The 25584-nt window shown below is 41.1% G+C and carries 27 protein-coding genes; 13 read left to right on the top strand and 14 right to left on the bottom strand.

Going from position 1 to position 25584, the window contains the following annotated elements:
- Positions 1 to 35 precede the first annotated feature (35 nt).
- Complete coding sequence (mtnA, locus tag V7K44_RS11415) at positions 36 to 1097, top strand: S-methyl-5-thioribose-1-phosphate isomerase (protein WP_334931452.1); 1062 nt, start codon at positions 36 to 38, stop codon at positions 1095 to 1097.
- A gap of 135 nt (positions 1098 to 1232) precedes the next feature.
- Here mtnA and V7K44_RS11410 read toward each other — a convergent pair whose 3' ends face one another.
- The 3 genes from V7K44_RS11410 to V7K44_RS11400 form a co-directional block, all read right to left on the bottom strand.
- Positions 1233 to 1700, bottom strand: coding sequence for a hypothetical protein (locus tag V7K44_RS11410; protein ID WP_334931450.1), 468 nt, complete (start codon positions 1698 to 1700; stop codon positions 1233 to 1235).
- Positions 1701 to 1702: 2 nt separating this feature from the next.
- Complete coding sequence (locus V7K44_RS11405) at positions 1703 to 1951, bottom strand: hypothetical protein (protein ID WP_334931448.1); 249 nt, start codon at positions 1949 to 1951, stop codon at positions 1703 to 1705.
- A gap of 205 nt (positions 1952 to 2156) precedes the next feature.
- A complete protein-coding gene (locus tag V7K44_RS11400; RefSeq protein WP_334931446.1) occupies positions 2157 to 3578 on the bottom strand; it encodes an NADP-dependent isocitrate dehydrogenase in 1422 nt (473 codons plus the stop codon).
- Between the two features lie 276 nt (positions 3579 to 3854).
- Between V7K44_RS11400 and V7K44_RS11395 the strand changes: the two genes are divergently transcribed.
- From V7K44_RS11395 to V7K44_RS11385, 3 genes are all read left to right on the top strand, one after another.
- Positions 3855 to 4583: a GUN4 domain-containing protein gene (locus V7K44_RS11395; protein ID WP_334931444.1), complete on the top strand. Its 729-nt coding sequence runs from the start codon at positions 3855 to 3857 to the stop codon at positions 4581 to 4583.
- A gap of 235 nt (positions 4584 to 4818) precedes the next feature.
- A complete protein-coding gene (locus V7K44_RS11390; RefSeq protein WP_334931442.1) occupies positions 4819 to 5085 on the top strand; it encodes a hypothetical protein in 267 nt (88 codons plus the stop codon).
- Between the two features lie 51 nt (positions 5086 to 5136).
- Complete coding sequence (locus V7K44_RS11385; protein WP_334931440.1) at positions 5137 to 6258, top strand: ABC transporter ATP-binding protein; 1122 nt, start codon at positions 5137 to 5139, stop codon at positions 6256 to 6258.
- A 130-nt stretch (positions 6259 to 6388) separates the two neighbouring features.
- Here the strand turns inward: V7K44_RS11385 and V7K44_RS11380 are convergent, their stop codons facing one another.
- On the bottom strand, positions 6389 to 6526 hold the full coding sequence (locus V7K44_RS11380; RefSeq protein ID WP_334931438.1) for a hypothetical protein: 138 nt from the start codon (positions 6524 to 6526) through the stop codon (positions 6389 to 6391).
- Positions 6527 to 6608: 82 nt separating this feature from the next.
- Here V7K44_RS11380 and V7K44_RS11375 point away from each other — a divergent pair, with 82 nt between their 5' ends.
- From V7K44_RS11375 to V7K44_RS11360, 4 genes are all read left to right on the top strand, one after another.
- Positions 6609 to 7232: a Uma2 family endonuclease gene (locus V7K44_RS11375; protein ID WP_334931436.1), complete on the top strand. Its 624-nt coding sequence runs from the start codon at positions 6609 to 6611 to the stop codon at positions 7230 to 7232.
- Positions 7233 to 7922: 690 nt separating this feature from the next.
- Positions 7923 to 8255 (top strand): hypothetical protein, encoded by a 333-nt coding sequence (locus V7K44_RS11370; RefSeq protein WP_334931434.1) that lies wholly within the window; start codon positions 7923 to 7925, stop codon positions 8253 to 8255.
- A 423-nt stretch (positions 8256 to 8678) separates the two neighbouring features.
- The gene (locus V7K44_RS11365; RefSeq protein ID WP_334931432.1) at positions 8679 to 9686 is read left to right on the top strand and encodes a hypothetical protein; all 1008 of its coding nucleotides are present in this window, start codon (positions 8679 to 8681) and stop codon (positions 9684 to 9686) included.
- A gap of 825 nt (positions 9687 to 10511) precedes the next feature.
- Positions 10512 to 11291 carry a superoxide dismutase gene (locus tag V7K44_RS11360; protein ID WP_334931430.1) on the top strand — a complete coding sequence of 260 codons (780 nt, stop codon included), beginning with the start codon at positions 10512 to 10514 and terminating at the stop codon, positions 11289 to 11291.
- Between the two features lie 105 nt (positions 11292 to 11396).
- Here V7K44_RS11360 and rsmG read toward each other — a convergent pair whose 3' ends face one another.
- Together rsmG and V7K44_RS11350 are read right to left on the bottom strand one after the other, a co-directional pair.
- Positions 11397 to 12131, bottom strand: a complete 735-nt coding sequence (gene rsmG, locus V7K44_RS11355) for a 16S rRNA (guanine(527)-N(7))-methyltransferase RsmG (RefSeq protein ID WP_334931428.1) — start codon at positions 12129 to 12131, stop codon at positions 11397 to 11399.
- A 113-nt stretch (positions 12132 to 12244) separates the two neighbouring features.
- Positions 12245 to 12919: an ABC transporter ATP-binding protein gene (locus V7K44_RS11350; RefSeq protein ID WP_334931426.1), complete on the bottom strand. Its 675-nt coding sequence runs from the start codon at positions 12917 to 12919 to the stop codon at positions 12245 to 12247.
- Between the two features lie 306 nt (positions 12920 to 13225).
- Here V7K44_RS11350 and V7K44_RS11345 point away from each other — a divergent pair, with 306 nt between their 5' ends.
- The 4 genes from V7K44_RS11345 (at position 13226) to V7K44_RS11330 (ending at position 15813) form a co-directional block, all read left to right on the top strand.
- A complete protein-coding gene (locus V7K44_RS11345; RefSeq protein ID WP_334931424.1) occupies positions 13226 to 14182 on the top strand; it encodes a Sll0314/Alr1548 family TPR repeat-containing protein in 957 nt (318 codons plus the stop codon).
- A gap of 74 nt (positions 14183 to 14256) precedes the next feature.
- Positions 14257 to 14709, top strand: coding sequence for a DUF3531 family protein (locus V7K44_RS11340; protein WP_190897349.1), 453 nt, complete (start codon positions 14257 to 14259; stop codon positions 14707 to 14709).
- A gap of 8 nt (positions 14710 to 14717) precedes the next feature.
- Positions 14718 to 15173 (top strand): NUDIX hydrolase, encoded by a 456-nt coding sequence (locus V7K44_RS11335; RefSeq protein ID WP_334931422.1) that lies wholly within the window; start codon positions 14718 to 14720, stop codon positions 15171 to 15173.
- Positions 15174 to 15510: 337 nt separating this feature from the next.
- Positions 15511 to 15813 carry an antibiotic biosynthesis monooxygenase family protein gene (locus tag V7K44_RS11330; RefSeq protein WP_334931420.1) on the top strand — a complete coding sequence of 101 codons (303 nt, stop codon included), beginning with the start codon at positions 15511 to 15513 and terminating at the stop codon, positions 15811 to 15813.
- A gap of 680 nt (positions 15814 to 16493) precedes the next feature.
- On the opposite strand, the gene V7K44_RS11325 is transcribed toward V7K44_RS11330, so the two are convergent.
- From V7K44_RS11325 to mfd, 7 genes are all read right to left on the bottom strand, one after another.
- Positions 16494 to 17180 (bottom strand): HAD family hydrolase, encoded by a 687-nt coding sequence (locus V7K44_RS11325; protein WP_334931418.1) that lies wholly within the window; start codon positions 17178 to 17180, stop codon positions 16494 to 16496.
- A gap of 319 nt (positions 17181 to 17499) precedes the next feature.
- A complete protein-coding gene (locus V7K44_RS11320; RefSeq protein WP_334931416.1) occupies positions 17500 to 17709 on the bottom strand; it encodes a type II toxin-antitoxin system HicA family toxin in 210 nt (69 codons plus the stop codon).
- Positions 17706 to 17909: a type II toxin-antitoxin system HicB family antitoxin gene (locus V7K44_RS11315; protein WP_334931414.1), complete on the bottom strand. Its 204-nt coding sequence runs from the start codon at positions 17907 to 17909 to the stop codon at positions 17706 to 17708. The genes V7K44_RS11320 and V7K44_RS11315 overlap by 4 nt, the downstream gene beginning before the upstream one ends.
- 92 nt (positions 17910 to 18001) lie before the next feature.
- Positions 18002 to 18166, bottom strand: a complete 165-nt coding sequence (locus tag V7K44_RS11310; RefSeq protein ID WP_334931412.1) for a hypothetical protein — start codon at positions 18164 to 18166, stop codon at positions 18002 to 18004.
- 329 nt (positions 18167 to 18495) lie between these two features.
- Positions 18496 to 18759, bottom strand: a complete 264-nt coding sequence (locus V7K44_RS11305) for a type II toxin-antitoxin system RelE family toxin (protein WP_334931410.1) — start codon at positions 18757 to 18759, stop codon at positions 18496 to 18498.
- Positions 18756 to 18968: a hypothetical protein gene (locus V7K44_RS11300; RefSeq protein WP_334931407.1), complete on the bottom strand. Its 213-nt coding sequence runs from the start codon at positions 18966 to 18968 to the stop codon at positions 18756 to 18758. The genes V7K44_RS11305 and V7K44_RS11300 overlap by 4 nt, the downstream gene beginning before the upstream one ends.
- Before the next feature lie 120 nt (positions 18969 to 19088).
- A complete protein-coding gene (mfd, locus tag V7K44_RS11295; protein ID WP_334931405.1) occupies positions 19089 to 22670 on the bottom strand; it encodes a transcription-repair coupling factor in 3582 nt (1193 codons plus the stop codon).
- Between the two features lie 240 nt (positions 22671 to 22910).
- On the opposite strand from mfd, the gene V7K44_RS11290 reads away from it, so the two are divergent.
- On the top strand, positions 22911 to 24239 hold the full coding sequence (locus V7K44_RS11290; RefSeq protein ID WP_334931403.1) for a hemolysin family protein: 1329 nt from the start codon (positions 22911 to 22913) through the stop codon (positions 24237 to 24239).
- A 60-nt stretch (positions 24240 to 24299) separates the two neighbouring features.
- Here V7K44_RS11290 and V7K44_RS11285 read toward each other — a convergent pair whose 3' ends face one another.
- The gene (locus V7K44_RS11285) at positions 24300 to 25481 is read right to left on the bottom strand and encodes an aldo/keto reductase (protein ID WP_334931401.1); all 1182 of its coding nucleotides are present in this window, start codon (positions 25479 to 25481) and stop codon (positions 24300 to 24302) included.
- Positions 25482 to 25584 lie beyond the last annotated feature (103 nt).

Here is a 25584-nt window from a genome sequence, read left to right as displayed (position 1 = left end):
AAAAAATATTGCCTATCCATTAATTACCTTTTTCTATGACACCTTCGACAAACCAGGTTTATCCGGTTATTTGGCACAATAACTCAGTCTCACTAATCGATCAAACGCGCTTACCAAACGAATATACATTTGTGGAAATTCACCGCAGTGAAGATATGGCGCGGGCGATTAAAACTATGATTGTGCGAGGTGCGCCTGCAATTGGTGTGGCTGCGGCTTATGGAATGTATCTTGGTGCTAGAGAAATTGAGACTAGCGATCACACCGAATTTTTGCAACACTTAGATAAAGTAGCCCAGTTATTGCGTTCTACTCGTCCAACGGCGGTAAATTTATTTTGGGCAATCAGCCGGATGCTGAAAGCCGCCTACGAAACGCTGGGAACAGTAGAAGACATCAAGCAAACCCTGTTCCAAACAGCCCAAGCAATTAACGCCGAAGATTTACAAACCTGTCAGGCGATCGGCGACAATGGTTTAGCAGTCTTGCCCACTACCCCAGAAAAGCTGACGTTGCTTACTCACTGCAACGCTGGGGCGCTAGCTACTGCTGGGTATGGCACTGCTTTGGGTGTAGTGCGTTCTGCCTGGAGGGAAGGACGTTTAGAACGTTTATTTGCCGATGAAACCCGTCCTCGCTTACAAGGCGCAAAACTCACCACTTGGGAATGTGTCCAAGAAGGTATTCCAGTTACATTAATTACTGATAGTATGGCGGCCCATTGCATGAAACAGGGGTTGATTCATGCTGTAGTTGTGGGTGCCGATCGCATTGCTGCTAATGGTGACACTGCTAATAAAATTGGTACATATAGTGTAGCGATCACAGCTAAAGCTCATAATATCCCTTTCTTTGTCGCTGCACCCCTTTCCACCGTTGATTTTGAATTAGCTGATGGTAGCCAAATTCCCATTGAAGAACGCGAACCAACAGAAATTTATCAAGTTGGCGATACCATTCTCACTCCTGCGGGTGTAGATTTTTATAACCCAGCTTTTGATGTGACTCCGGCTGAGTTGATTACAGCCATCATTACAGAGAATGGAGCGATCGCACCTGATAAATTAGCGAAATCACAGTTAAAGCAATTAGTGTAATTGGCGTTTAAATTGATGGGTAAATAAGTTTCTGGTAAGGACTTTAATCCTTGATCTTTTAAGCAGTAAAGTCCTTACACCTTCAATCAAAACTAGCTTAACAAACTACTAGAAGTTCACTTCTCCTGTTTTAAACTAATCCAGAACTTTTCTTCTCAGCCTTTCTAGTTCCTCATCTATATCTTCCTCATCCATGCGAGAAAGTTCGTATGCTAGGCGAGCCTGACGCTCTAAAGCCTCAGATTTCGCTGTTGTCTCACTTGTTGCGATCGCATTTTCCCAGACATCCCATTTATCTTTCTTCTCTTCGAGGTTCTGGATTAGTGTCTTTGCATTGAGTTGAGTCGGTGTTTTTATAGGGCTACACAAAACCTTAGTGGACTGATTTTGAAAATCATAGACAACATCAAATACCTTAAACTTGCGCCAAGAGCTAGGCTTACCTGTCTCATCTATTGGTAAAACCAAAGTTTCACCAATTCGAGGAAGCCACTTACAGCTTGAAAATTCGGACACCATTTTGCTAGATGCATCAACACTCCAAACAATACGGAGCTTGAAATCTTGAGGGTTGGGTGTTAAGAAAGGCGCATAGTTTTTCATCGCTACTTATAACAATCCTCTGATGATTTGTTTTCAGAAGAAGCTTTAGTTTCACAGGCTAATCGCTGTGATTTTTCAGCAGCATCATCAAACGACCTTACCAGAGGCGTTTTAGCCACAAACTCATTGAGTAAAAAACCAAAAACAACAAATATAGCCGGAACCAGCACGAATATAAACAGAAGACCCTGGACAATCATTTTCTTCTCGGAGGGATTGTCTTGTTCTGGGGATTTTTCTTGATCACTCACAATTACACCACGACTAACTGCTATATCTAGCAAGCCCAAAACTAACTCGTCTCTAACTACTACTTAAAAAATTTTCATGTTTCAAGCTCGAATATACTTTTATCTCTAAACTTCAAGTCTTTCCCTCTCCGATTCGGAGAGGGACAGGTTTTGCGTAGTAAAACCAGGGAGAGGTCTTTTATTCGACTAATTAACCCTAATAGAATTAACCAAAATGTTGAATAATTGCCTCGGCAAATTCAGAACATTTTAAAGGTTCAACTGGCGGTTCTAGCAACCGGGCTAAATCGTAGGTGACTTGACTATTTGCGATCGCATCGCTTAAACCTTTCTTAACTAGGTCTGCTGCTTCTTGCCAACCCATAAATTCCAGCATCATCACACCAGACAAAATCACTGAACCAGGATTAATCCGATCTAAGCCGGCGTGTTTGGGGGCAGTGCCGTGGGTAGCTTCAAATATGGCACTAGAATCACCAATATTTGCCCCTGGACCCATTCCCAATCCACCAACAATGGCGGCAGCAGCATCAGACAAGTAATCGCCGTTTAAGTTCATCGTCGCCAAAATTGAATACTCATCCGGTCTGGTTTGGATTTGTTGAAAAATACTGTCAGCAATCCGGTCATTCACCAAAACTTTCTCTTTCCATTTGCCATCGCCGTGGGTTGCCCAAATTGTGTTAAGAACAGTTTCAACTTCCTTGACAACTTGCGCTTTCTTATCTGGAGTAAGATTATCAAACCCAGGTTCAATCTGGCGGGCGTTTTCTTCCAAGGAAATATTCGGATTTTTTTCCTTGTTACTCAAAATCCAAGATTCTTGTTCAGTGACAGTTTCTTGGCGAAATTCACTGGTTGCTAATTCATAACCCCAATCGCGGAAAGCGCCTTCGGTGTACTTCATTATGTTGCCCTTATGCACCAAAGTCACTTGTTGCTTGTTTTTGGGCAACAGCAAAGCGTGTTTGATGGCACGTCTGACTAGGCGCTGAGAACCAGTTTTGCTGATGGGTTTGATGCCAATACCAGAATCAAGAGGAATGCGTTTTTTCCCATGTTCTGGGGTGGCGGGGATTAATTCTTCATTGAGAATTTTAATTAAGCGATCGCCCATTTCGCTACCTTGTCGCCACTCAATGCCTAAATAAATATCTTCTGTATTTTCCCGATAAACAATTACATCCAGCTTTTCTGGGTTTTTGTGCGGTGAGGGCGTACCTGCATAGTAACGGCAAGGACGCACGCAAGCATACAAGTCAAAAATTTGTCGCAGCGCCACATTTAAAGAACGAATTCCCCCACCAATGGGAGTAGTCAAAGGCCCTTTAATCGCTACACCATATTCTTCAATTGCCGTGAGAGTATCTTGTGGTAAATACTGATAAGTACCGTATAAATCACAAGCTTCGTCACCAGCGTAAACTTTGAACCAGCTAATTTGACGTTGACCCTTGTATGCTTTAGCTACAGCAGCATCGAGGACTTTTTGGGTAGCAGGCCAGATGTCTATACCTGTGCCGTCGCCGCGAATAAAGGGGATAATTGGATTGTCCGGTACGATTGGTTCACCATTTTTGAAGGTGATTTTTGCTCCGGCTGCGGGGGGGGTAATCTTTTCGTACATCGTTCACACACTCCTAATCGATACGCTGCTATTCAAAAAATCTTTATGTGGCAGGCTTGTATATTTTGCTATGTCTTTTGTTCGCCAAGCCATAAGGCACAGATTTTCCCCCTATTCCCCTTGTACATTATTTGGGGATTAAGTGTGAGATTTCAGTGAAGCGATCGCAATTTTGTACGATCAAAAATAGTAAACTACTTTTCGCTATCAGTGCTTCACTTTAGAGAATGCCCGATAGCTTACCGCTCTTTCACTGACCGTTAACACAAGAATGGCATGACAGACCCAATGATTTTATCAGGCCCTGCAAATGACATCGACTCCCTCCGACAACCGTTAATGGCTGGGTCTGAAAAAGTCCAACAACAGATAATCCCACAGTTAGCTGAGTTGGGTAATGAGGGATTAGACGTGTTGATGGAATTTTTACTGAAACGACGTGAGAACCCAGCGACTTGGATTGATGGCAAAGCTTACCAAGTTCTTTACAGTTCTGATGCACCTCAAGTCAAAGAATTTTTGCGCTCCTGTTTTCCTGAAGGAATTGTACCTCTAAAATCAGAGTGCGGGATTAACTACAATTCTTTGCAACAGCTACTTGCTGCTCAAGACTTCCAAGCAGCCGATCGCGTCACCATCGAAAAAATGTGTGAACTATCAGGGCCAACGGCTGTACAACGAAAATGGTTGTATTTTACTGAGGTAGAAAATACCTCGGCTGTTGACTTGCAAACCATTAACAATCTCTGGTTAGTTCACTCCGAAGGTAAATTTGGTTTTTCAGTGCAGCGAGAAATCTGGCTAAGTTTGGGTAAAAATTGGGAGAATTTCTGGCCGAAAATTGGCTGGAAAGCAGGTAACAGCTGGACGCGATACCCTAACGAGTTTACCTGGGATTTGAGTGCGCCTAAAGGTCACTTACCCCTTTCTAATCAACTCCGGGGAGTACGAGTTTTTGCTTCTTTACTTTCTCACCCAGCTTGGTCGAAGAATCCAGAAAAATGATTTTGAGCCTAATTATTGGAGAAGCAAATCGTGGACGCTTACTAATCATGTCGTATACAGAAAGAGGAAATTCGATTCGTCTCATTAGGGACTTCCAAGAAATAAATTATCTAAATAAACGAACCACAGAGACACAGAGAACACAGAGGAATAAGGAGGAGAGAGTTTTTTGAGTATTTTTTTATTTGGAAGTCCCTTAGCGCCAGAGAAGTAACGCGATCCGAGCGAGAAGTCTATGAAGAAGGGTAAGCCAGAAATGGAAGATGATTTGCGATCGGAGTATGACTTAAAGAGCCTAAAAGTCAGAAAGCTTGGTTCTGAAAGAAAGAGCTTTGGTAAAACAACAATTCGTTTAGAACCTGACGTTGCAGAGGTTTTCCCTAATGCCGATGCTGTCAATGAAGCTCTAAGATTTCTGATTAGAGTTGTGCAGGAGAACCAAGTTTCTACACTTATAAAGCAGCCTCACAGTTCCTCTGAGGGGGGGAATCAAATCTCCTAGTGCTGAGTTGGAAGTGCCGCAGATCCAAAACTGAAAATATCAAATTAGATAATGGCAAACGTTCGTCTAGAAGATATTAAGCGTAGATTCAATAATGTCACCGCGATTGAGGATATTACCTTTGAAATTCCTGATGGTGAGTTTTGGGTTTTAGTGGGGCCATCGGGTTGTGGTAAATCTACAATTTTGCGAACGATCGCAGGTTTAGAAACTGCTACATCTGGCAAACTCTTTATTGGCGATCGCTTGGTGAATAATATCCCAGCCAGACAACGAGATGTGGCGATGGTGTTCCAAAACTATGCTCTCTATCCTCACATGAGTGTGGCGCAAAACATCGGCTTTGGCTTGGAAATGCGGAAGGTTGACCGAAAAATCATTCAAGAACGAGTGATGAATGTGGCGCGATCGCTTTCTCTGGATCACCTGCTGGATCGTAAACCCAAACAACTTTCCGGGGGACAGCAACAACGAGTAGCATTAGGGAGAGCGATCGCTCGTGAACCCCAAGTATTTTTACTTGATGAACCTTTATCTAATTTAGATGCCCAATTGCGCGATGATACCAGGGCAGAATTGAAACAGTTACATCAAGAATTAGGCATTACAACTATTTACGTTACCCACGACCAAGTTGAAGCGATGACTTTGGCTGATAAAATTGTCGTACTCAATCGCGGACGGATTCAACAAATCGGCGATCCCCAAACTATTTATGCAAGTCCTGCTAATCAGATGGTGGCCAGTTTTTTAGGCAGTCCGCCAATGAATATTTTGCCTGCAATTTATCAAAATAATGATTTTGATGTGAGTGGGCAGTTATTAGCAATTCCAGCAGTTGTGAAAGAGAAATTACAGTTACGTCAAGGACACAGTTATGATTTGGGGATTCGTCCAGAACATATAAAAATAAACACTGACTCAGAACAGGCTGAATGCCCCGCTACCGATAACAGCACTCAAAATTCAGAATTATTATTAGTTGAAGTGAAAGTTGTAGAACCTTTGGGTAGAGAAACTTTGATTCGTGCTGATTTACCTGGTTCGGCGGTGATGTTGAATATTCAGGTAGGCGGTGATGTGCGTCTTCGTCCAGGCGATCGCCTTTCTTTACAACTCGATTTAAATCAGTTGTTTGTATTTGATCCCAAAACTGGGGACAGAATATTATAAGCGCTTCGGAGTGTAAAATATAATTGTTTTGTGTGCGATCGCTGTGACGGGGTGTAGGGGCAATCGCTGTAATTGGTGGCGAAGGATAGGTTAGCGATCGCATCCAGAATGAATCATCACCACACCGCTGTTAATCCAATTTTTGACCGTAACTCTGACCTTGCCTTTGCGTCGTGCGATCGCGGTCATTTGTTAACCCAATAGCCAAAATTTGCTGTATCTCTTGCTGAGTAATAACCTTGGCGCGTCCATGCCGATTTACTTTCACCTTTGGCCGCTACACCCCGTTAACTCTTAATTTTCAGGTTACAGCAGTGTGAAGTGTTTATATCCATAATCAGGATGAAATAATGATTCAATCACTACAAAAACTATTTACATTTGATGAATATTTAGAGTTTTTAGAAACACAACCGGAAAACATTCGTTATGAATTACACGATGGAGATATTATTCAAATGCCGCCACCATCAGGGAAACACGAGCAAATAGTAGCATTTTTAACAATGATATTAGGGTATGAGTGTCTTCGTCTTAAACTTAATTACGGTATACCTAAAACCGCTACAGTGAAGCCAGAAAATAAAATGTCAGGGTACTATCCTGATGTTTTATTAATGAATTTTTCTAACTTGGGTAATGAACTATTATGGGAGAAAGAATCTATCCTTAGTAAACCAGCTTCAATTCCATTAGTGATTGAAGTTGTCAGTACTAACTGGAGAGATGATTATCATAAAAAGTTTGCCGATTATGAAGAAATGGGTATTCAAGAATATTGGATTGTGGATTATGCTGCTTTGGGTAGCAAGGAATTGATAGGCGACCCCAAACAGCCAACAATCACAATTTACTCTTTAAGTGATGAGGGTGAATATCGTGGTAAACAGTTTAGAGGAGACGACCGTATAGAGTCGCCAACATTTCCAGATTTAAATCTAACCGTTGAACAGATTTTTTTAGTGCGTTATTGATGAATTAGACCGTAACCGCCGCAAGTCTTCAATCACTGGGATTGATCGAGTAGCTAGCTTCCTTTTAGTGTTTGACTTCCTAATAATCAGCCGTGGCCTAACGATACCTTTGAGTGTGTAAATGTCTTCAGTCAGCAGGGTACAGGCTTCGCGGATTCTTGCAGCACTGAACAGGCACACGCCAAATATTGTGCAATCGCGGTTGTTGTCTAAGCCGTGACTGCAAATTAGCTGTATCTCTGACTGCGTTAGAACTTTGGCGCGTCCGTGCCGATTGATTTACATCAGTAGACTGTTGACCCTACGATCCATAGCCTACTATTTTTTGACACCTGAACATTGAGCAATTAATATTGAATAGCATACTGGGTATCAAAATATTATTACTTTGATACTTTACTCAATTAAGGTTTCAATTTTATTTGATATATTCATAAATATTTTTATAAAAATGCAAATTATGGATGGTATAAATGCGATTTAATTACTACAAAAACAACAGTTAGACTTTATACAGAGGCTTAAATATTCTTGTCTATTGGATTGTCAAATACCAGGTAAAAATAGTGAAATAACCTTTATTTCAGGAGAAAGCAAAATAAAGCAAATAGTTAGTTTTTGTTTTTCAATGTGTAATAAATATCCGTCTGAAGACAAAAAAAAGTTTTTTTAAATAATTTTATAGGCAAGTTGGGAGAGGAAGCTGTCAAAAGCCGCTCAACTAATTTTATTGCTGAAGTTGACTATACAATCAAAAATGAGGGAGACGGTAAAGTTGATTTTAAGTTCGCTTTTGATTCAAACACAGGAGGAATTCAGGTTAAAACACGTAATGGGACTTATGATACTGCTAAGTGGTCAATAACTGAAAAAGAGATTGAAGCCAATACCTTTGTAGTTTGTATGTTAATTGAGAAAAATGTACAAATTGAAGAAATAAAAAATAATGAAAAGACTGAATATAAAATTGTATCAGCAGGATTTCTGCCAATGGATTTAATTAAGAAAGAGGGTAAAAAATAATTTCAATTTACTATATATGAACTTTTGTATATTAGTGGATTAAATGCTTATCTCAACAAATTATCTGACTTGCAATTGGCAAAATCATTAGAGATGTGATTACTGATACTATTACCAGCAATCACATTAAAGCCAGCTGCTAAAAGTGAAAGATGCGCTTAAAGCTTGACATTTAAACGGTATATCAATCATCACAAGAACTCTAACCATCGTTTGAGCAAACCCTCTTGAAGTCAAAACAAAACAGTTTGCCGTTTGCTACACCATTAGGAACCCCTGCTAACAGTCCGCGATTAGCGGTCACTATTAGCTAGATAAATTAATTACTTTTTTATCAAAACAGGGAACACTAGAGATTAAGAAAGAATAACCAATTCTTTTTTGATAAAAGTTACAGATTATTAACAATAAAATCTTTTTATTATGGAACTGAATTTAACTACCAAGATACCTAGACAAAAACCAACAAAAGCATCTATAGAAGCTGCTAATGGAACAGCTACAATAGGCATAATAGTGACCTTGATAATGAGCAGTTTAATGATTTTCTTTGGAAAAACATCTACAATAGGTCTTGCAGGTTGGATAATTATAGTTTTCTTGGTTGGTGTTTTTGTTGTAAGTTTTTTACAAGAGTGGATTGAGCCAATTATAACGACTCGACTTTTTATAGAGCGAAGTTTCAATGTTTATGATCACACAAAGTATGCAGAATTTTATTTTAAAAATTCACATCGCTACTTGATTATGGTAAACGAGAATAATATTGAGATTTACGATCTTAAATCAGGAAATATTATTGCTAATCTCAATGAAGAAGCAGACGCAATATTACTTAGTCCTTTAAACAAATTTCTTTTGACACAGAAACGTATTTTACACAAGGGATATCCAAACGTTCTAACTCAAATGTGGAATATTCGTACATCTAGCTTAGTATTTAGTTTCATATCACGTTCTGCTGATTTAAAAGGTTTTATTTTTTATAAAAATGAAAAAATAGTTTTATACTGTAATAATAGTGCTAGGATTAATGATGGATATAATGAAACATCAGATGAAGACCCTAAATTGACTATCTGGCAAACAGAAACAGGTCAAATTATAGACAAGCATTGGTTTGATTATGAATCTTATTCTGACAAAAAAGAATTAGAAATTCTAATAAAAACTTATTTAAAATCTCATAAAGAACTGGGACAATTAATAGATTATCAATACCCATTGTTAGATGATACTGATAACGAAAAAATTGCTATTGAACCTTATCGAACTAAAATAATCTTCCCATCATGCACAAAAACTTATGATGGTGGTACGCAATATGATCTGGCTAAACTTAAAGAATATGAATTTACGGAAAAAGCAACTTGTATTATAGTAAAAATCCCTCTTAAAGAAATAAAATCAGTAAATCAAAAGGTTTTTTAGAAGTCTTATCAAACGACATTTTGTTGAGCAATTCTGAATGTGAAAGCTATGACTAGCCAAAATCGCACCACCATAGAATTGCGATCGCTAACCAAAGCCCAATACCCAATATCGAATATCCACAAAATTGATAGGGTTATCGGAGTTTAACATTACATAACGCCGCTATACATGGGAAGTTATTTCTTTATAAGGAGGGGAGGAGCGTTATATAAATGGCCGTTGCAAGGCTTAGAGCGATAATTAAGCGGCTTGTTGTTTTTTCAACTCTTGTATCAATGCTTGACATTGCTTACTAGCATCTCTGGCTTGTCGTATTAAATCAAGTCCTTGTTTCCGGTTTACTTTTGATACTTCTACGAATTGGGGCTTAACTCGGCTGTTCGTTTACCCAATTCCTTGATTTTCGCTTTGAGTTCTTGCATCATCTTTTAACCAAAATTTGCAGTTAGGCGCGATCGCACGATGCAAGGGCAAGGTCAGAGTTACGGTCACGATACTTCCACAAACTAAGAAATGGCTAGTGCGTGGTGGTAACGTTAGCGAACAAATGGATGAGGTGGTGCGGTGAATTATCGCTGGTGAGCTTTTGAAAAAATTGGATTAACTACGGTGTGGTGATGATTCTGGATGCGATCGCTAACCTATCCCTTGCCACTAATTACAGCGATTGCACACAAAACAATTATATTTTATACTCCGAAGCGCTTATAAATAGTTTCTTAAACTGCCAGCAATAATCGCAAACTTCCAATTTTTTGTAGCCAAAATCTAAGAAAATAAAAACGGCAATAGAGACTTAATGGATTAGCTGCAAAAACTTATATGACTATTAATCGACGCAATTTCTTGTTTTTACTCACAGCAGGTGCGGGTGCTTTTGTATTCGATGCTTGTGCATTGGCAGAGAAATCTCCTGATGGAAACGCTGCAACTCTTGAATCAACACCAAACACAAAATCGAATACAACACAAAATAAAACAGGTGCTATTCAACTCCCGCCTTTACCTTACGCATACGAAGCACTGGAACCACACATCGATGCTAAAACGATGCAATTCCACCACGATAAACACCACGCAACTTATGTAAAAAACCTGAATGCAGCGTTAGATAAACACCCAGAACTCAAAGGCAAAACTATTGAAGAACTGTTGCAGAAACTTGACAGTGTACCACAAGATATTCGCAAAACAGTACGCAATAATGGCGGCGGTCATGTGAACCACTCAATGTTCTGGGAAATTATGAAGCCAAAAGGTGGAGGAGAACCAACAGGAAATATAGCCTCCGCGATTAATCAAAGTTTTGGCTCTTTTGCAGCTTTCAAAAAACAGTTTAACGAAGCTGGTGCTGGTCGTTTTGGTAGCGGTTGGGTTTGGCTAGTGCGTAACAAAGGTGGCAAGTTGGAAGTGACAACTACAGCTAACCAAGATAGTCCCTTAAGCGCAGGTAAATATCCCATCCTGGGTAATGACGTATGGGAACATGCATATTACCTCAATTACCAAAATCGCCGCGCCGATTATTTAGATGCTTGGTGGAATGTAGTTAATTGGGATGAGATTAACAAGCGGTTTGCAGCAGCAAGTAAATTTGCTTAACTTTATAATTACAAATTACGTTAGCGTAGCGCTAGCAAGTCCTCCTTCTCCTATGCAGAAGCAAGCTAAGCGCAGCCTCTCGTAGAGAGCATCATTACGAATTAGTTAAAGAGGCTTTTGAGTAGGTACACCAATAGCACGGGGAAACTGAACTGGTGTAGTGGCTACCTTACGCAAATACACACAGTGGCGGATGCTGTGACTCAGGGGTGTCGTAAATTGTTCGATTGATTCAATAACGCCACCCAATTGGTTCACAGCATTTTTTAAAGCAGCTGTTTCATCCTCTGTCCAATTACCGCGATAAATTATAGCTAAACCTCCCTGTTTGAGCAGTGGTAAGGTATATTCTGCACAGACAGAGGCTGCCCCTACAGCACGGATCAATGCAATATCATAAGCTAGTCGATGTTGGCGGTGCTGACCTATTTCTTCAGCCCTACCAACAAGAGTTTTGGCATTGGTAAGGGCAAGTTCAGTTAATATATTGTCGAGAAAAGTAATTTTTTTCCGAGTGGAATCGAGAAGAGTAATTGTGCAATTAGGTACAGTAATTGTCACTGGAATACCTGGAAAACCTGCACCTGTACCAATATCGATGATACTAGGGGAAGTAGGGGAGAAATTTGCCGATAACAGAGGTGTAATTCCTCGCAGAGAATCCCAGAGATGTTTTTCCCAAAACTCTTGGGGTTCAACGATCCGAGTTAAATTTTGTTGGCGATTACCCTCTAGGATTAACTCATAAAGCTTTTGGAATTGCGCTTGTTGTTGAAGAGTTGGTTGCCAATTGAGAGTTTTCTGCCAGATTTCTGCCATTTCAGGCAATAAGTTTGTCATTTGTCATTTGTCATTTGGTATGAGACATGGGGCATAGTTTTTCTCTTTGTCCCCTTGTCCCCTTGTCCCCTTGTCCCCTTGTCCCCCTGCCCCCCTGCCCCCCTGCTCTTTTCTCACACAGTTGGTAGAGGTTCTTTAACTTTGGATTCTAGTGACTTTGGGTCTACTGATTCTAGTTCGCCGTGGTTGAGTGTCCAGCAACGGTCTGCGATCGCTAACAGATCCCCAGCATCGTGTGTCACAATTAACAATGTCCAATCTTGTTTGAGTTTCGCTAATAAATTTACCAGTTGCCGACGCATTGACCAATCTAAACCAGCTGTGGGTTCATCCAATAACAGCAAATTTGGCTGGCGAATTAATTGGACTGCCAAAGCTAAACGTCGTTGCTGACCACCACTCAAAGCATAGGGAGCAGCAGAAAGCGATAAATGCTCTAATCCCACCTCACTCAGGGCCTGCCTGACTCGTTCTGACCCTAACTCAGGATGCCCTAAACGCAATTCTTCTAAAATCGAACCACCGCAAAAGTGCCGCTCTGGAAACTGAAATACCAAGCCGGCTAATTGTTGTAACTGTTCGGCTATAAGTTCTTGTTCCCGCCAGAAGAGAGCGCCAGTAGTGGGTTCGGCTAGTCCTGACAAAATTTCTAGTAAGGTACTTTTACCCGAACCACTCGGGCCAATAATCAGACCTAGCTGCTGGGGTGCTAATTCTAAATTGATCGATTTGAGAATCGCTGTTGGGCACGCTGTGGGATGATAATTTACATTTCGGAGATAAAGCATTTGTTCAGATTACCAAAAAGTCAGCAAATTACTAATTAGCTACACTGAGAGTGTCTGGAAAATTCTGGAAAAATTTATAGCGCATTACCTGGATTGACACCTTAATTTAGCAGCAAGAATTATCCACTTTTTCTCCATTGTGGCAGACTAAGCCTGAAATAATAGCTAGAGCAAGCCTGGAAACATGGAAAGATTACCAATATATAAGAAAATTTTGGTTAAAGCAAAGGCAAGTTGAAATTAACCATTTTTGCATTCTAAGTAACACATACAACTATTTCAACCGCAATTATTCTGAGGGTTAAAATGACTAAAAGGTTTTCTTCGCCTCGATTAGTAGTGTCTGCTAAACTCACTGCCTTTGCTCAGACTGCTTTTACAGTTGCGTTCGCCTTTGGCGTTGCCCCTTGGGCAATCGCACTTAATATCTGGGTAAATCCCTCGCTGGCTGGCGATCCATTTCGCGATCGCGAACCTCATCAAATTGGCGACCAAACAGAAGCAGCTTTTAAAGCGATTTTCCAACAAGGCAACTATCCAGCAGCAGAGCGTTATCTGGAACAAGCACTATCCAAAGAGCCAAATGAACCTCTAGCTTATGCTATGCAGGCATCTTTAGCATACGGAAATAAGGATTGGGCTAAACTCGATACATACAGTCAGAAAACTCTAGAAACAGGACAAAAACTGATTCCTAGCGATCCATTGCGTGGTAATTTATACACTGCTGTTGGTCATTTTTTAGAAGGTGCAGTACTTATCACCCGTGAAGGTACAGTCAATGGTGTCCCACAAGCTTTTAGTCGGTTGCGACAAGTTTATGAATATTTAGACAAAGCCGAAGCAATTTCTGCCAGCGATCCAGAACTGAATTTAATCAAGGGTTATATGGATTTATTATTGGCGGTTAATTTGCCTTTTGCTAGCCCAGATCAGGCAATTCGACGTTTAGAACAAAATGCTGCTCCTGGGTATTTAGTGGATCGGGGTATTGCTCTTGCTTACCGGGATTTAAAAAGGTATCCACAGGCACTAGAGTATGTCAATCGGGCGATTAAAACCACATCAGATAATCCAGAAATTTATTATCTCAAAGCCCAAATCCTTAAAAAACTGGGGCAAAAAGAAAAAAGCCAGCAGATAATCCAAGAAGCGATCGCTAATTTTGACAAAGCATTGACTAAAAAATCTCAACTTCCAGGCGATTTAGTCAAACAAATTGAGCGTGAACGCAAAAATGCTGTTAGCTTGAAGAATCCTTAACCTTCATTCCCCACTCCCCACTCCCTACTTTGATATGCTTATTTGCAGAAGAGTAATTGAGATATTAGACCAAAATGGAGATTCAGTTCCGCGAAATTAATCCTTTTGATATGTGGATTTGGCTGAAATTCAGCACAAATCCTTCTGCGCGTGAAAAGCAGTATGTAGAAGAAGTTTTCAATTCCTGGTTTTATTTAGGTAAATTGGGTGCATTTAATGCAGAGAATCTCCAGGTGCAGGACACTGGACTCGATATCAGCTACATGAATTATGATGAACAAGGCTATGACAAAAGCCTACTAGCACTGATGCATAACATCGGTGAGTTTGAATATGAGGGACAGTGGGGACGTTGTTGGTTTGACTTAGGAACCAGTGATGCGATCGCATTAGATATTTTAATCAACGCCCTCAGCCAGCTAAGTCAGGAATATGTCACCATTGAAGAATTATACATCGGTGGCGAAAATCCAGATTGGCCTATTGAGGATAGCGAAAGTCGTCCTCAGTCTATTTATGATAATTAGTTATAAAAATGAATAAAGCAGGCGAAATTCGGGTAATAGCCTTGGGACTAATTCGGAATGGCGATGGCAAAGCCAACGCCAAGGGCGATCGCATATTTCTTTCTGAAGGCTACGATCCTGTAAAACAAGAAACATTTTATCGTGCTTTAGGCGGTGGTGTTGAATTTGGCGAGACTAGCTGCGCCGCCTTAAAACGGGAGTTTCAAGAGGAAATTCAAGCAGACTTAACGAATATTAAATATCTCGGTTGTATAGAGAACCTGTTTATATTTAATGGCAGGCAAGGTCATGAAATTATTCAGCTTTATCAATGTGACTTTGCTGATTCCAAATTTTATCAACTAGAAAGTTTAGTTTTTTCAGAATCACCACATCATAAACATAGAGCGTTATGGATAGATATCTCTCGCTTGAAATCTGGTGAATTACGATTAGTCCCTGAAGTATTTTTTGAATATTTATAAAATCTATGGAAATTTCCTATAGCGGTTCCCGACCTAGTGAGGTACGTTTTTAAAGCTACTAACCTTGGTAAACAAGATTTGAGTGTACCTCAGTAAACTAGGAAACGCTATAAGATTACTTTGCTGTTAATTATGCTATTGCACTCAGCAAAGACACAATATAACGGTTGAGACTAACTGGTAAGCTGTTCTTGAGCAAGACGAGCAGGGAAGGAAAAACGCTTGTCCGAGTAGTATTGAGCGGCACCCTGCGTCAATCACAATCCGACTATGGGTACATTACTCAATTATTGTGCAATGCTATTGTCTAGCAGAACAGATTCTAGGAAAAACCTTTATGGATTCATCTGTGGTGCTGATCAATGTCTTTGCTGTTCCTCAAGGTTTGGAAGATGAGTTTCTTAGTAAATGGCATCAAACTGCCCAACTCATGAAAAATGAGCCTGGGTTTATTGAAACTAAGCTACACCGTAGTCTTGACCCCACTTCCCGGTTTCAATTTATTAACATTGCAAAGTGGTCTACTCAAGAAGCTTGGCAAGCAGCATTTTCTAAACGTTTAGCTCAACAAGAAATTTTTGAGCAACAATTACCAGTTGAAGCCAACCCCGCCCTCTACAAAGTTGAAGTGCAATATTAAGTTCAATATAATCGAACGAATGGCACGCTTGAAAACGTGAAACCTTTGCACTTGGCAGTGTAATCTGCATTCGCTTCTGTTCTGTCTAATCAATGTCTAGCTGTTTGAAAAGCTGTAAAATATTAAGTATCAAATTTTGTGAAATTTGCTCAAATCAGGATAAATATATCAAAGGTGATATTTCAATCTAGACTCCGTAATTCTACCTCCTAGTATGCCTGAAGATAGAAGACTTTAAAGCAAGCCTAAAGTAATTATTATATAATAATTAAAAAAATGGAATTTTTAGCTGGAAATGAATATACAAATTCAACAGTTATTAATACAATCAATGGCAACATTTATAGACGATTCACTAATTGATCGGCAGTCAGAAAATCTTCTAAAGATATTAGTATTTATTTTTATATTTAGTATCGCAATTGCGATAAATATTATTAGTAGTAAAATTGAACATGCAATTATTTTTGCTTTCGTATGCACGCTCATTTCTGTGGCTTTTCTAATAATTAAATAATGGTAAATCTAAACCAACTTCTACTGGGAAGTTGGTTCAGAGTTCAGTTAATCGGTCAGAGCAGTCTTATTTGGAGGACAATTAGATTGCTAAAAGATTATCTATCGCAGATTGATTTAAGGTCAAGTATAAATGAGTTTTTACTTGACCACTTTTTAAATGATTATGTCCTGACCATTGTTTTAGTTGTTAGAGGTGAACTGTCATAGTGTGTTAACAAGTCAGATGGATCGTCGTAAATGGCGATCGCATCTTTTAATTGACTATCATCAAAACCACCACAACGAAGTGCAATAACGCTAACACCAGCTTTATTTGCAGACTCAATATCGTAGGGAGTATCCCCCAGCATTACAACAGAGGATGCTTGAATATTCAACTTGCTCAAAGCAGCTTCGACAATATCTGGGTCTGGTTTAGAAGCTTCAGCATCACTAGATGTTGCTGCCTCATCCTGACTCAGGAGGTCATCAACTTGTGCAGCTTTCAACAATACTGATAGTTCTTCACTGCTTGCTGAAGTGGCGATGATTAGACGCAACCCAACAGATAGCATCTTCAATATTAGTTGCCGCGTACCATTGGCAGGAGCCAGATTTGTTGCAAACTTGTTAACGATCAGTTCTTTGCGTTTGTCGGCAATTTCCTTACCCTTTCCTAGTCGATGGGAAAGTCCTGGTGCGAACTTAGGAATAATCTGGTCGCCTCCCATGCCAATCAGCGGTCGGACTTGCTCGAACTTTACCTCATAGCCAAAGGCAGCAAATGCTTCTACCCAAGATTGAGCATGGGCATCATTGCTGATAACAAGCGTCCCATCTACATCCAAAATTACGCCTTGATATGCCATTGAGAAATCTCTCGGTTACTTTAGTACCTCTACGCTACTGAAAAATTCTTGCCATAACCTCTATCTCGGTTGTTACTTCCAATGACAGAATTACTGTAAATGTGGAACCAACTCTCAGTTTATAAGTGAGGCTGATGGGAGCAACGGCAGCTACTTCATTAGTCGTTTAGCGATCGCTCTCAATAGCAGAACTAGTAGAGTTGGAGACAGTTCTACAATAAAAGCAAAGACATTACAATTTGATAGAAGATTGTGGACTATGATTTCTACCCCGGTAAACCAAGCAAGTTAGTAGATGAATCAGAGCAGTAAGTTGAAATTAAAGTAAATCTTCCTCAGATAGCTGGGCTATTTTCATCAAGGCTTTCAAGGTTCCAACTTTTAAATTTTGATTGTGGTGAACAGGAATTGACAGGATTTTTTCTACTTCGGGGTTTTCATAGATATGATGACTGCCAGTAATTCTTTGCAAAATCCAACCTTTTTGTTCCACAATCTTACAAAGTTGCTTGCCAGAAATCGATTTCATACAGCAATTTCGACAACTCGATCTGTTGACTCAATTGAATTACGACTGTTAGCAACTTCAAGCCAACTTTCAATAGCATCCTTTAAATTAGCCATCACCTCTTCTATGGTGTCGCCTTCAGTAATACAACCGGGAAGCGCGGGAACCTCTGCCCAATAACCGCCTTCTTCTGCTGGATGAATAATTGCTCTGATTTTCATAAACTTGTTGAGCTAGTTTGTGAGAATATGCTAATAACCATAACTGTTTGCTTTTAACTGTAACTATTCAAATCAATTTTAGTTGCTACGGTTCAAACAACAGGTGTTTCTGCGATCGCTAATACTTCAGAATCTTTTACACCTTTTAATCCAGCAGCCAAGGCTGTTTGGAAGTCAATCCAGCGTTCTTGTCGCAGAACTCCCCTAACGATCGCTTGATTCAAATCAGCATCGCCTTGGTAGCTAATAATATTCACGATTCTACCTGTTGTCTTGCTGCCTTGGCTGCCATAAGCTTGTTATACAAAGTAGGATCGGCGGCTTGTAGTGGTTGAGGTATAGTATCAAATGCTGCTGACTCGGCTTCTAGATAAGCATCAATATCAGCACAATTGGCTAGCTAGATAAAACGCGATCGCTCCATACCCATAAACTTGTTCAAGTGTCAGTAACGCAAAATAATTAACAATGCTTTCAGGCGATAATCCTTTTCGGAAAACATAATATGATTGAGTCCAGGGAAATCCGAGTTCCTGCAACCTAACAAGCATCTTGACGATATTTTACGTAACATTTAGCTCAAGTGTCAATCATCTCTATAAACTTCTCTACGATGCCCTACTCTAACAACAGTTACGACTAGGATATCATCATAAATATGATACAAGATCCGATAATCGCCTACTCTGATGCGATAACGATTTTCACCATTTTTTAATTTGCCGACACCATCAGGGCGTGGATCAAGAGCTAATTGTTGAATTTTGCTCTCTAGCCTTTCTTGAATATCTACGGGTAAGTTTTTGAGTTCTTTAGATGCACTTTTGGAAATTTCTACTTGGTAGCTCATGCAGTTTTGTGCTGATGTTCTGACCAAGTTAAAGTGCCATTTTCTGCGATATCTTTTAATCCCTCTTCAAAGTCTCTTTCGTCGAACTCATCTTCCTGTTTACGGATTTTCAACATTGATAAAATTTCTTGCAATGTATCGTCATAAGCCAGTTCTATTTGTTCATTAATAGCCTTGATTAACGCTTGCCTTTTAGTTGTAGTTTCCATGTTTACACTCTTTTCAATTGCTCGTGATTGTCTATGCTTTGAACACCTTATTTTACTCTAAACTACTTCTCAGTAAGTCTGACATATGTTTTCACTTGATGACTAATCTTTTTCTCCCAATCAAACAATAGCCGCCTCTGGAATTGCACCTTGCATTCTCCCGAAAGCATCAATCAAATTTTGCAATTGTTGATCTGCTTTAAAAACTCCTAACCCGCGCACCGTTACCTTACCTGGAGAATACACAAAGCGGGTTTTGAGATTGTCTGGTAAATTCGCCGCTAACAAATTCCAAGCGGGTTCCTCCATTGGTGTTTCTAAAACGACGTGCTGCTTTTGTTCTGGCTTAATCCGGCTAAATCCGAGTTTTTTCGCTAGCTGTTTGAGTTCCATGACTCGCAAAAGTTGATTTGCAGACACTGGTAAAGTACCATAGCGATCGCTCCACTCGGCTGCAATCTGTTTTAATTCTGATTTAGATTTAGCTGTAGCCACCGCCCGGTATGCACTCATCTTTTGATCCAAATCGGTGATATAATCTGCCGGAATAAACGCCGTCAGGTTGAGATCAATTTGGGTATCCTCCACTTTCGGAATTTCTTGTCCTCGGATTTCTCGAATTGCTTCTTCTAGCATTTCCATGTATAAATCAAAACCGATGGCATCCATTTGACCGGATTGTTCTGCACCTAGTAAGTTACCCACGCCTCTGATTTCCATATCGCGCATTGCTAGCTGATATCCAGAACCTAACTGAGTAAATTCCTGAATCGCTCGTAAACGTTGCCGGGCTGCATCAGATAATGCCCGTTGCTTCGGATAAAATAACCAAGCATGAGCTTGTATCCCTGCACGTCCCACACGACCGCGTAACTGATACAACTGTGCCAATCCAAAACGATGAGCATCTTCAATCAAAATTGTGTTGACTCGCGGAATATCTAAGCCAGATTCAATAATTGTTGTACAAACGAGGATGTCTGCATCACCGTTGCTGAAGGTAAGCATGGTTGATTCTAACTCGCTTTCATCCATTTGACCGTGAGCGATCGCAAATCTAGCTCCCGGTATCACTTCTCGTAGATTGGCTGTTGTCTCTTCAATTCCGTCCACTCGTGGAACTACATAAAATACCTGCCCACCTCTGTCTAATTCTTGGCGAATTGCAGTGCGGATACTTTCGGAATTAATCGGTGATAGATGGGTTTTAATCGGGCGTCTGGTTGGAGGTGGTGTGGTAATCAAACTCATTTCCCGAATTCCCGACAAGGACATATACAAAGTTCGGGGAATGGGAGTGGCTGAGAGGGTAAGCACATCAACCTGAGTTTTCAAGCTTTTAATTTTCTCTTTCTGGTTTACCCCAAATCGCTGTTCCTCATCTACTACCAAAAGTCCTAAATCGCGGAATGTCACACCTTTACCTAAAAGTTGATGCGTACCAACTACTACATCTAATTCACCCGTTGCCAATCGCTTTTGAATCTCGCGGCGTTCTTCAGCAGACCGAAAACGGTTGAGTAAACCTACATTTACCGGGTAGGGAGCAAAACGTTCTTTGAGTGTATGGTAATGCTGCTGTGTTAAAATTGTCGTTGGCGCAAGGAGTGCCACTTGTTTACCGGCGGTGACTGCTTTAAAAACAGCACGAATCGCCACTTCCGTCTTTCCAAAACCGACATCGCCACAAACTAAGCGATCCATTGGGCGATCGCTTTCCATGTCGCGTTTTACATCTTGTACTGCTTTGAGCTGATCCGTTGTGGGTTGGTAGGGGAAAGAATCTTCTAATTCCTCCTGCCAAGGCATATCACCCGGAAAGCTAAAACCTTGTTGTTGCGATCGCGCTGCATACAGTTTCAACAAGTCCACTGCCAATTTTTTGATCGCTTTGCGGACTTTATTCTTGGTATTTTCCCAAGCTTTACCAGTCATCCTGTTGAGTTCCGGTGCTTTATCACCTCCGGCGCGGAACCGGGATAAAGCACCTACTTGATCGGCTGCGACTCTAAGTAACCCGTCAGCATACTGCACCACCAAATAATCACGGGTTTCGTTATTAATCGTCAAACTTTCCAGCTTGACAAATTTGCCAACACCATGATTTCTATGAACCACATAATCGCCGGGACGCAGCTTATTGGGATCGACTTGTTTAGAAGTAGCTTTGTGGCGCTTGCGGATATAGCCGGGAGTCGCCAAGGAATGCTGCCCAAAAAATTCCCGATCTGTAACGATTACCAATCGGTACGTAGGCAGGATAAAACCTTCTAGTTCGGCAAGACCAGAATATTTGAGGGCTATGGGAATATGGTTGATTTGCAGCTTATCGATCGCTTGGTAGTCGCGGGGATTGGGGATAAACTGGGCTGGACAATCATGTTCTTGCAACAGCGAGACAGAACGCGAAGGTTGAGCAGAAAGTAGCCAGATTGAGAAATTGCGATCGCGTTCTTGGCGGATGGTTTCAGCTAGTTTAGCAAACTGGTGTGGCGTGACTGGAACAGGACGGCTGGCAAGATTGATCCCGCTATTTTCCTCTGACAGTTCCGATAAATATAATGTTTTAAATTTGGCAACATCAACCAGACAGTCGTCAAACGAACGGTGAATTTTCGGCAATGTTAGGGGAGTAGATTCTTCCCCATGCGCCATTCCCCATTGTTCCTCAGCATTTTCTACCCAGCGATCGCTATGAGCATGACACTGTTCTGGTTCATCAATGGCAATCAAGGTATTTTCTGCTAAGTAGTTTAGCAGAGATGCTGGTTGCTCGAATGCTAACCCCAAAAAGCGACGACTACCTTCAATCAGCGATGAGTGCTGAGTGCTGGGTGCTGAGTCAGAATTTAACTCAGCACTCAGCACTCGGAACTGGGCACTATTTTTCAGTGCAGCCATCACGATGGGAGTAAAGCTAGTGGGGGTAAGAATTAACTGGTCAACTTTGTCGAGGGCGGAACGCTGGGTTGCTGGGTCAAATTCCCGCATTTGCTCGATTTCATCGCCAAACCATTCCAACCTGACTGGAAATTCAGAGGAAACCGGGAACACATCAACAATATCGCCCCGCCGACTCCATTGCCCTTCCATTTCCACCAAAGGAACTCTTTCGTACCCCAAAATAGTTATTTTCTCACTGAAGCTATTCAGGTCTAATTCCATTCCTTTTTTCAAGGTAAGACAGAATTGCCCAAAAGCTTCTGGTGGTGGTAAATGAGGTTGCAACGCCCCTTGAGTAGCCACAATCGCTAAATTTGTCCTTTGTCCTACCCTGCGGGAAGCCGCAGAAGCGTCTATGTCCTTTGTCATTTGTTCTTGGTTTGTTTCTAATGACAACTGACTAATGACTAATGACTCTTGATTTTTGAGTAAATCTGCCAATACCTGCATTTGCCCCCAACTCATTTCAGTTTCCGGGTCAAAAGGTTCGTAGGGAGAAGCCTCGGAGGTAGGGTAAAAATGTACTGTTTGCCATCCCATTGCCTCCAGTTGTGCGTAAACGCGTCCAGCTTCTTCCAGAGTGGCGCAAACCACAAACAAATCCTTGCCCTGAGACTGCGCTAATGCCGAAGCCACCAGAGTTTTGGGCAGCCGGGGTATGCCATTTAACCGCAATTCTTGTTGTCGATTTAGCTTAGAAATAAATTCAGTGGTGAGCGGCGATCGCGCTAAGGCACGCACAATAGAAGAAAATGACATAAGTACTACTAGCGATGGGAGTCTTTGTGGGTCAGCAAATCTTAAGGCAGTTTATGTCAACTATTTTAAAAGTGTTAACAGCTTTCTTATTCCTTCAGTGGAAGAATAATCCACAGTGACCAATAAACTTAAGAACTATAACTACTACTTTGTGTATAGTCAAAGTATTTATCGAAGCACCTTTAATACTAGATACTAGGGATTGAGCTACGTTTGCTCTGATAAGCGGCAATTTTAAACATGTCCTCCATCACTTTTGAAATTTTAATCATTTTGGTGCTAATCATTGCCAATGGCGTGTTTTCTATGTCTGAGATGGCGATTGTCTCGGCACGGAAAGTTAGGCTACAGCAGCTTGCCAATCAAGGAGATGCCAAGGCGATGGCAGCATTGAAATTAGCGGAGTCTCCAAATCATTTCCTGTCAACCGTTCAAGTGGGTATTTCCCTAATCGGCATCCTAACTGGTGCTTTTGGAGGAGCAACAATTGCCAACCGACTGGCAGTCTATGTGCGACTTGTACCCTTTTTAGCACCTTATAGTGAACCGATATCTTTTGGAATAGTGGTTTTGCTCATTACCTATTTCTCACTGATTGTTGGCGAATTAGTACCAAAGCGTCTGGCGTTAAACAACCCAGAAAGAATTGCATCGAATGTAGCTATTCCAATGCGTGCCTTATCGGCGATCGCTTCGCCAATGGTATATCTCTTAAGTGCTTCTACAGATTTGATCTTACGAGTGCTGGGAATTACAGCTTCTACCGAGCCGCAAGTCACCGAAGAAGAAATTAAAATCTTAATTGAGCAAGGTACAGAGGCGGGAACCTTTGAGGAAGCTGAACAGGATATGGTAGAGCGAGTCTTTCGTTTAGGCGATCGCCCTGTAAGCTACTTAATGACACCCCGTCCTGATATTGTTTGGCTAGACTTAGACGACTCTGCCGAAGAAAATCGCCAAAAAATGGTTGATAGTGCTTATTCTCGGTATCCAGTTTGTCAGGGAGGACTTGACAATGTGTTGGGTGTTATCCCTGTCACCGACTTATTAGCCAGGAGTTTCCGAGGGGAACCACTAGACTTGACTATCGGATTGCGACAGCCCGTATTTGTGCCAGAAAGCACCCGTGGCTTGAAAGTTTTGGAATTGTTCAAGCAAACTATCACTCACATGGCGCTGGTAGTGGATGAATACGGCGTAATTCAAGGATTAGTTACTCTCAATGACATCATGAGTGAAATCGTAGGTGATGTTCCTTCAACAGATGGACAGGATCAACCACAAGCTGTACAACGCGAAGATGGTTCCTGGCTTTTGGATGGGATGTTGCCTGTAGAGGAGTTTTTGGAACTTTTTGGGATGGAAGAGTGGGAATCTGAGGAACGCGGCAGTTATCAAACATTGGGCGGTTTTGTGATCACCCATCTAGGTCGTATTCCTGCCGCAGCAGATCATTTTGAATGGCAAAGCATGCGAATTGAAGTGATGGATATGGATGGTAATCGCGTTGATAAGGTGCTAGTCGTACCGAAGGCAGTTAAATCAGCAGATACGAAAAAATCTGAGTAGCAAAAGGAGGCAAAGGAGGAATTATTCAAAAAGTCACTCCCTTGTCTCTTCCCAATCCCTTTAAGTGCGAGATAGACGTTTGACCTCTTCACCCGCCAACATCTGATGAGCTTGTTTCAGGAGTTGGGGGATTTTATCGGCGTAGGGATTGCGAGTAAGAGATTTCCCTAAATCTAATTCCTCTAGCCGATCGGCTTTGTTGCCAGGGAACCAGTGACCGCCATTGCCAAGCAGGTTGTAGCGCATTTTAGCGTACTCTACTAAATCGTAGGCGATCGCTAAATTCCACAGCCACAAAATCACCCGAATATTTACCTCACCAGGAGTTTCGTCAAAGGTTGGTAGATTTGTTTCCCAGGATTTTACCCAATCTTCTCCCAAAGTAGCGATCGCTTCTTCTTCCAACCTTGCTAAAATTGGTGGCAAAATTTCTGATGGTCGATCTACTAATTCTAAAGTCTTCAGATGTTCATCAAAATCTTGTGGTTTTGCTGCTCCCAAACTCAGGGTATGTACCTCTTGATGACTCAAACAAAACAAATCATTAAACACCATTGGACTCAATGGGGCGCAAAGATTTACTAATTTTTGTGGAGGCTCATACAACAAACCTCCTTTATTAGATGGGCTAATAATAAACACCCCCATATCATGGCGTTTAGCTGCTTCGATTGCCGCCCAATTCCATTGATTAATGTAGTACCAGTGCAAGTTCACGTAATCAAATTGATTGGTATTAATTGTCTGCACAATCATATCTGTCGAGCCGTGTGTGGAAAAGCCAATAAATCTAACTTTTCCCTCTGCCCGCAACTGCTGCGCTACTTCCAAACAGCCCCCGGGACGGATGCTGTCATCTAACGACTCAGGATGATTAATGCCGTGCAACCCTAAAAGGTCAACATAATCTAGCTGGAGATTTTTTAAGGATTGTTCAAATGTCTCCCGAAATTCTTTCGCATCTGCCTTTGGACTGATTTTGGTCTGAACAATCAACTTTTCGCGGGGAAACTTGGGCAATATTCTCCCCAATTGCATTTCAGAAGTGCCATAACCACGGGCAGTTTCAATATGATTAATCCCAACTTCGACTGCCCTTCTAATAGTCGCTTCTAGATTTGCCTGGTTATCAGCAGGAATTTCATGATTGGGAACATCCTCCCATTTGAACTGATATCTCATGCCACCGCAGGAAAACACTGGCATCTGTAATTCTGTGCGTCCAAATCTTCTATATAGCATCAGTGGATTGTGGATTGCTTACCAACTTAAAATCTAAAAACGATAGTCATTCCAGCCTTCAGTGCCACAATCATTCCCTCTGTTCAATCTGTGACACTAGCAA

Source organism: Nostoc sp., assembly GCF_036917235.1.
Lineage (GTDB): Bacteria > Cyanobacteriota > Cyanobacteriia > Cyanobacteriales > Nostocaceae > Nostoc.
This window is presented reverse-complemented; position numbering and strand designations above follow the sequence as displayed.

Coding starts and splice junctions, on each gene's coding strand:
- mtnA (WP_334931452.1), top strand. CDS start 36: ATGACACCTTCGACAAACCAGGTTTATCCGGTTATTTGGCACAATAAC.
- V7K44_RS11410 (WP_334931450.1), bottom strand. CDS start 1,700: ATGAAAAACTATGCGCCTTTCTTAACACCCAACCCTCAAGATTTCAAG.
- V7K44_RS11400 (WP_334931446.1), bottom strand. CDS start 3,578: ATGTACGAAAAGATTACCCCCCCCGCAGCCGGAGCAAAAATCACCTTC.
- V7K44_RS11395 (WP_334931444.1), top strand. CDS start 3,855: ATGACAGACCCAATGATTTTATCAGGCCCTGCAAATGACATCGACTCC.
- V7K44_RS11390 (WP_334931442.1), top strand. CDS start 4,819: ATGAAGAAGGGTAAGCCAGAAATGGAAGATGATTTGCGATCGGAGTAT.
- V7K44_RS11385 (WP_334931440.1), top strand. CDS start 5,137: ATGGCAAACGTTCGTCTAGAAGATATTAAGCGTAGATTCAATAATGTC.
- V7K44_RS11375 (WP_334931436.1), top strand. CDS start 6,609: ATGATTCAATCACTACAAAAACTATTTACATTTGATGAATATTTAGAG.
- V7K44_RS11365 (WP_334931432.1), top strand. CDS start 8,679: ATGGAACTGAATTTAACTACCAAGATACCTAGACAAAAACCAACAAAA.
- V7K44_RS11360 (WP_334931430.1), top strand. CDS start 10,512: ATGACTATTAATCGACGCAATTTCTTGTTTTTACTCACAGCAGGTGCG.
- rsmG (WP_334931428.1), bottom strand. CDS start 12,131: ATGACAAACTTATTGCCTGAAATGGCAGAAATCTGGCAGAAAACTCTC.
- V7K44_RS11350 (WP_334931426.1), bottom strand. CDS start 12,919: ATGCTTTATCTCCGAAATGTAAATTATCATCCCACAGCGTGCCCAACA.
- V7K44_RS11345 (WP_334931424.1), top strand. CDS start 13,226: ATGACTAAAAGGTTTTCTTCGCCTCGATTAGTAGTGTCTGCTAAACTC.
- V7K44_RS11340 (WP_190897349.1), top strand. CDS start 14,257: ATGGAGATTCAGTTCCGCGAAATTAATCCTTTTGATATGTGGATTTGG.
- V7K44_RS11335 (WP_334931422.1), top strand. CDS start 14,718: ATGAATAAAGCAGGCGAAATTCGGGTAATAGCCTTGGGACTAATTCGG.
- V7K44_RS11330 (WP_334931420.1), top strand. CDS start 15,511: ATGGATTCATCTGTGGTGCTGATCAATGTCTTTGCTGTTCCTCAAGGT.
- V7K44_RS11325 (WP_334931418.1), bottom strand. CDS start 17,180: ATGGCATATCAAGGCGTAATTTTGGATGTAGATGGGACGCTTGTTATC.
- V7K44_RS11320 (WP_334931416.1), bottom strand. CDS start 17,709: ATGAAATCGATTTCTGGCAAGCAACTTTGTAAGATTGTGGAACAAAAA.
- V7K44_RS11315 (WP_334931414.1), bottom strand. CDS start 17,909: ATGAAAATCAGAGCAATTATTCATCCAGCAGAAGAAGGCGGTTATTGG.
- V7K44_RS11305 (WP_334931410.1), bottom strand. CDS start 18,759: ATGAGCTACCAAGTAGAAATTTCCAAAAGTGCATCTAAAGAACTCAAA.
- V7K44_RS11300 (WP_334931407.1), bottom strand. CDS start 18,968: ATGGAAACTACAACTAAAAGGCAAGCGTTAATCAAGGCTATTAATGAA.
- mfd (WP_334931405.1), bottom strand. CDS start 22,670: ATGTCATTTTCTTCTATTGTGCGTGCCTTAGCGCGATCGCCGCTCACC.
- V7K44_RS11290 (WP_334931403.1), top strand. CDS start 22,911: ATGTCCTCCATCACTTTTGAAATTTTAATCATTTTGGTGCTAATCATT.
- V7K44_RS11285 (WP_334931401.1), bottom strand. CDS start 25,481: ATGCTATATAGAAGATTTGGACGCACAGAATTACAGATGCCAGTGTTT.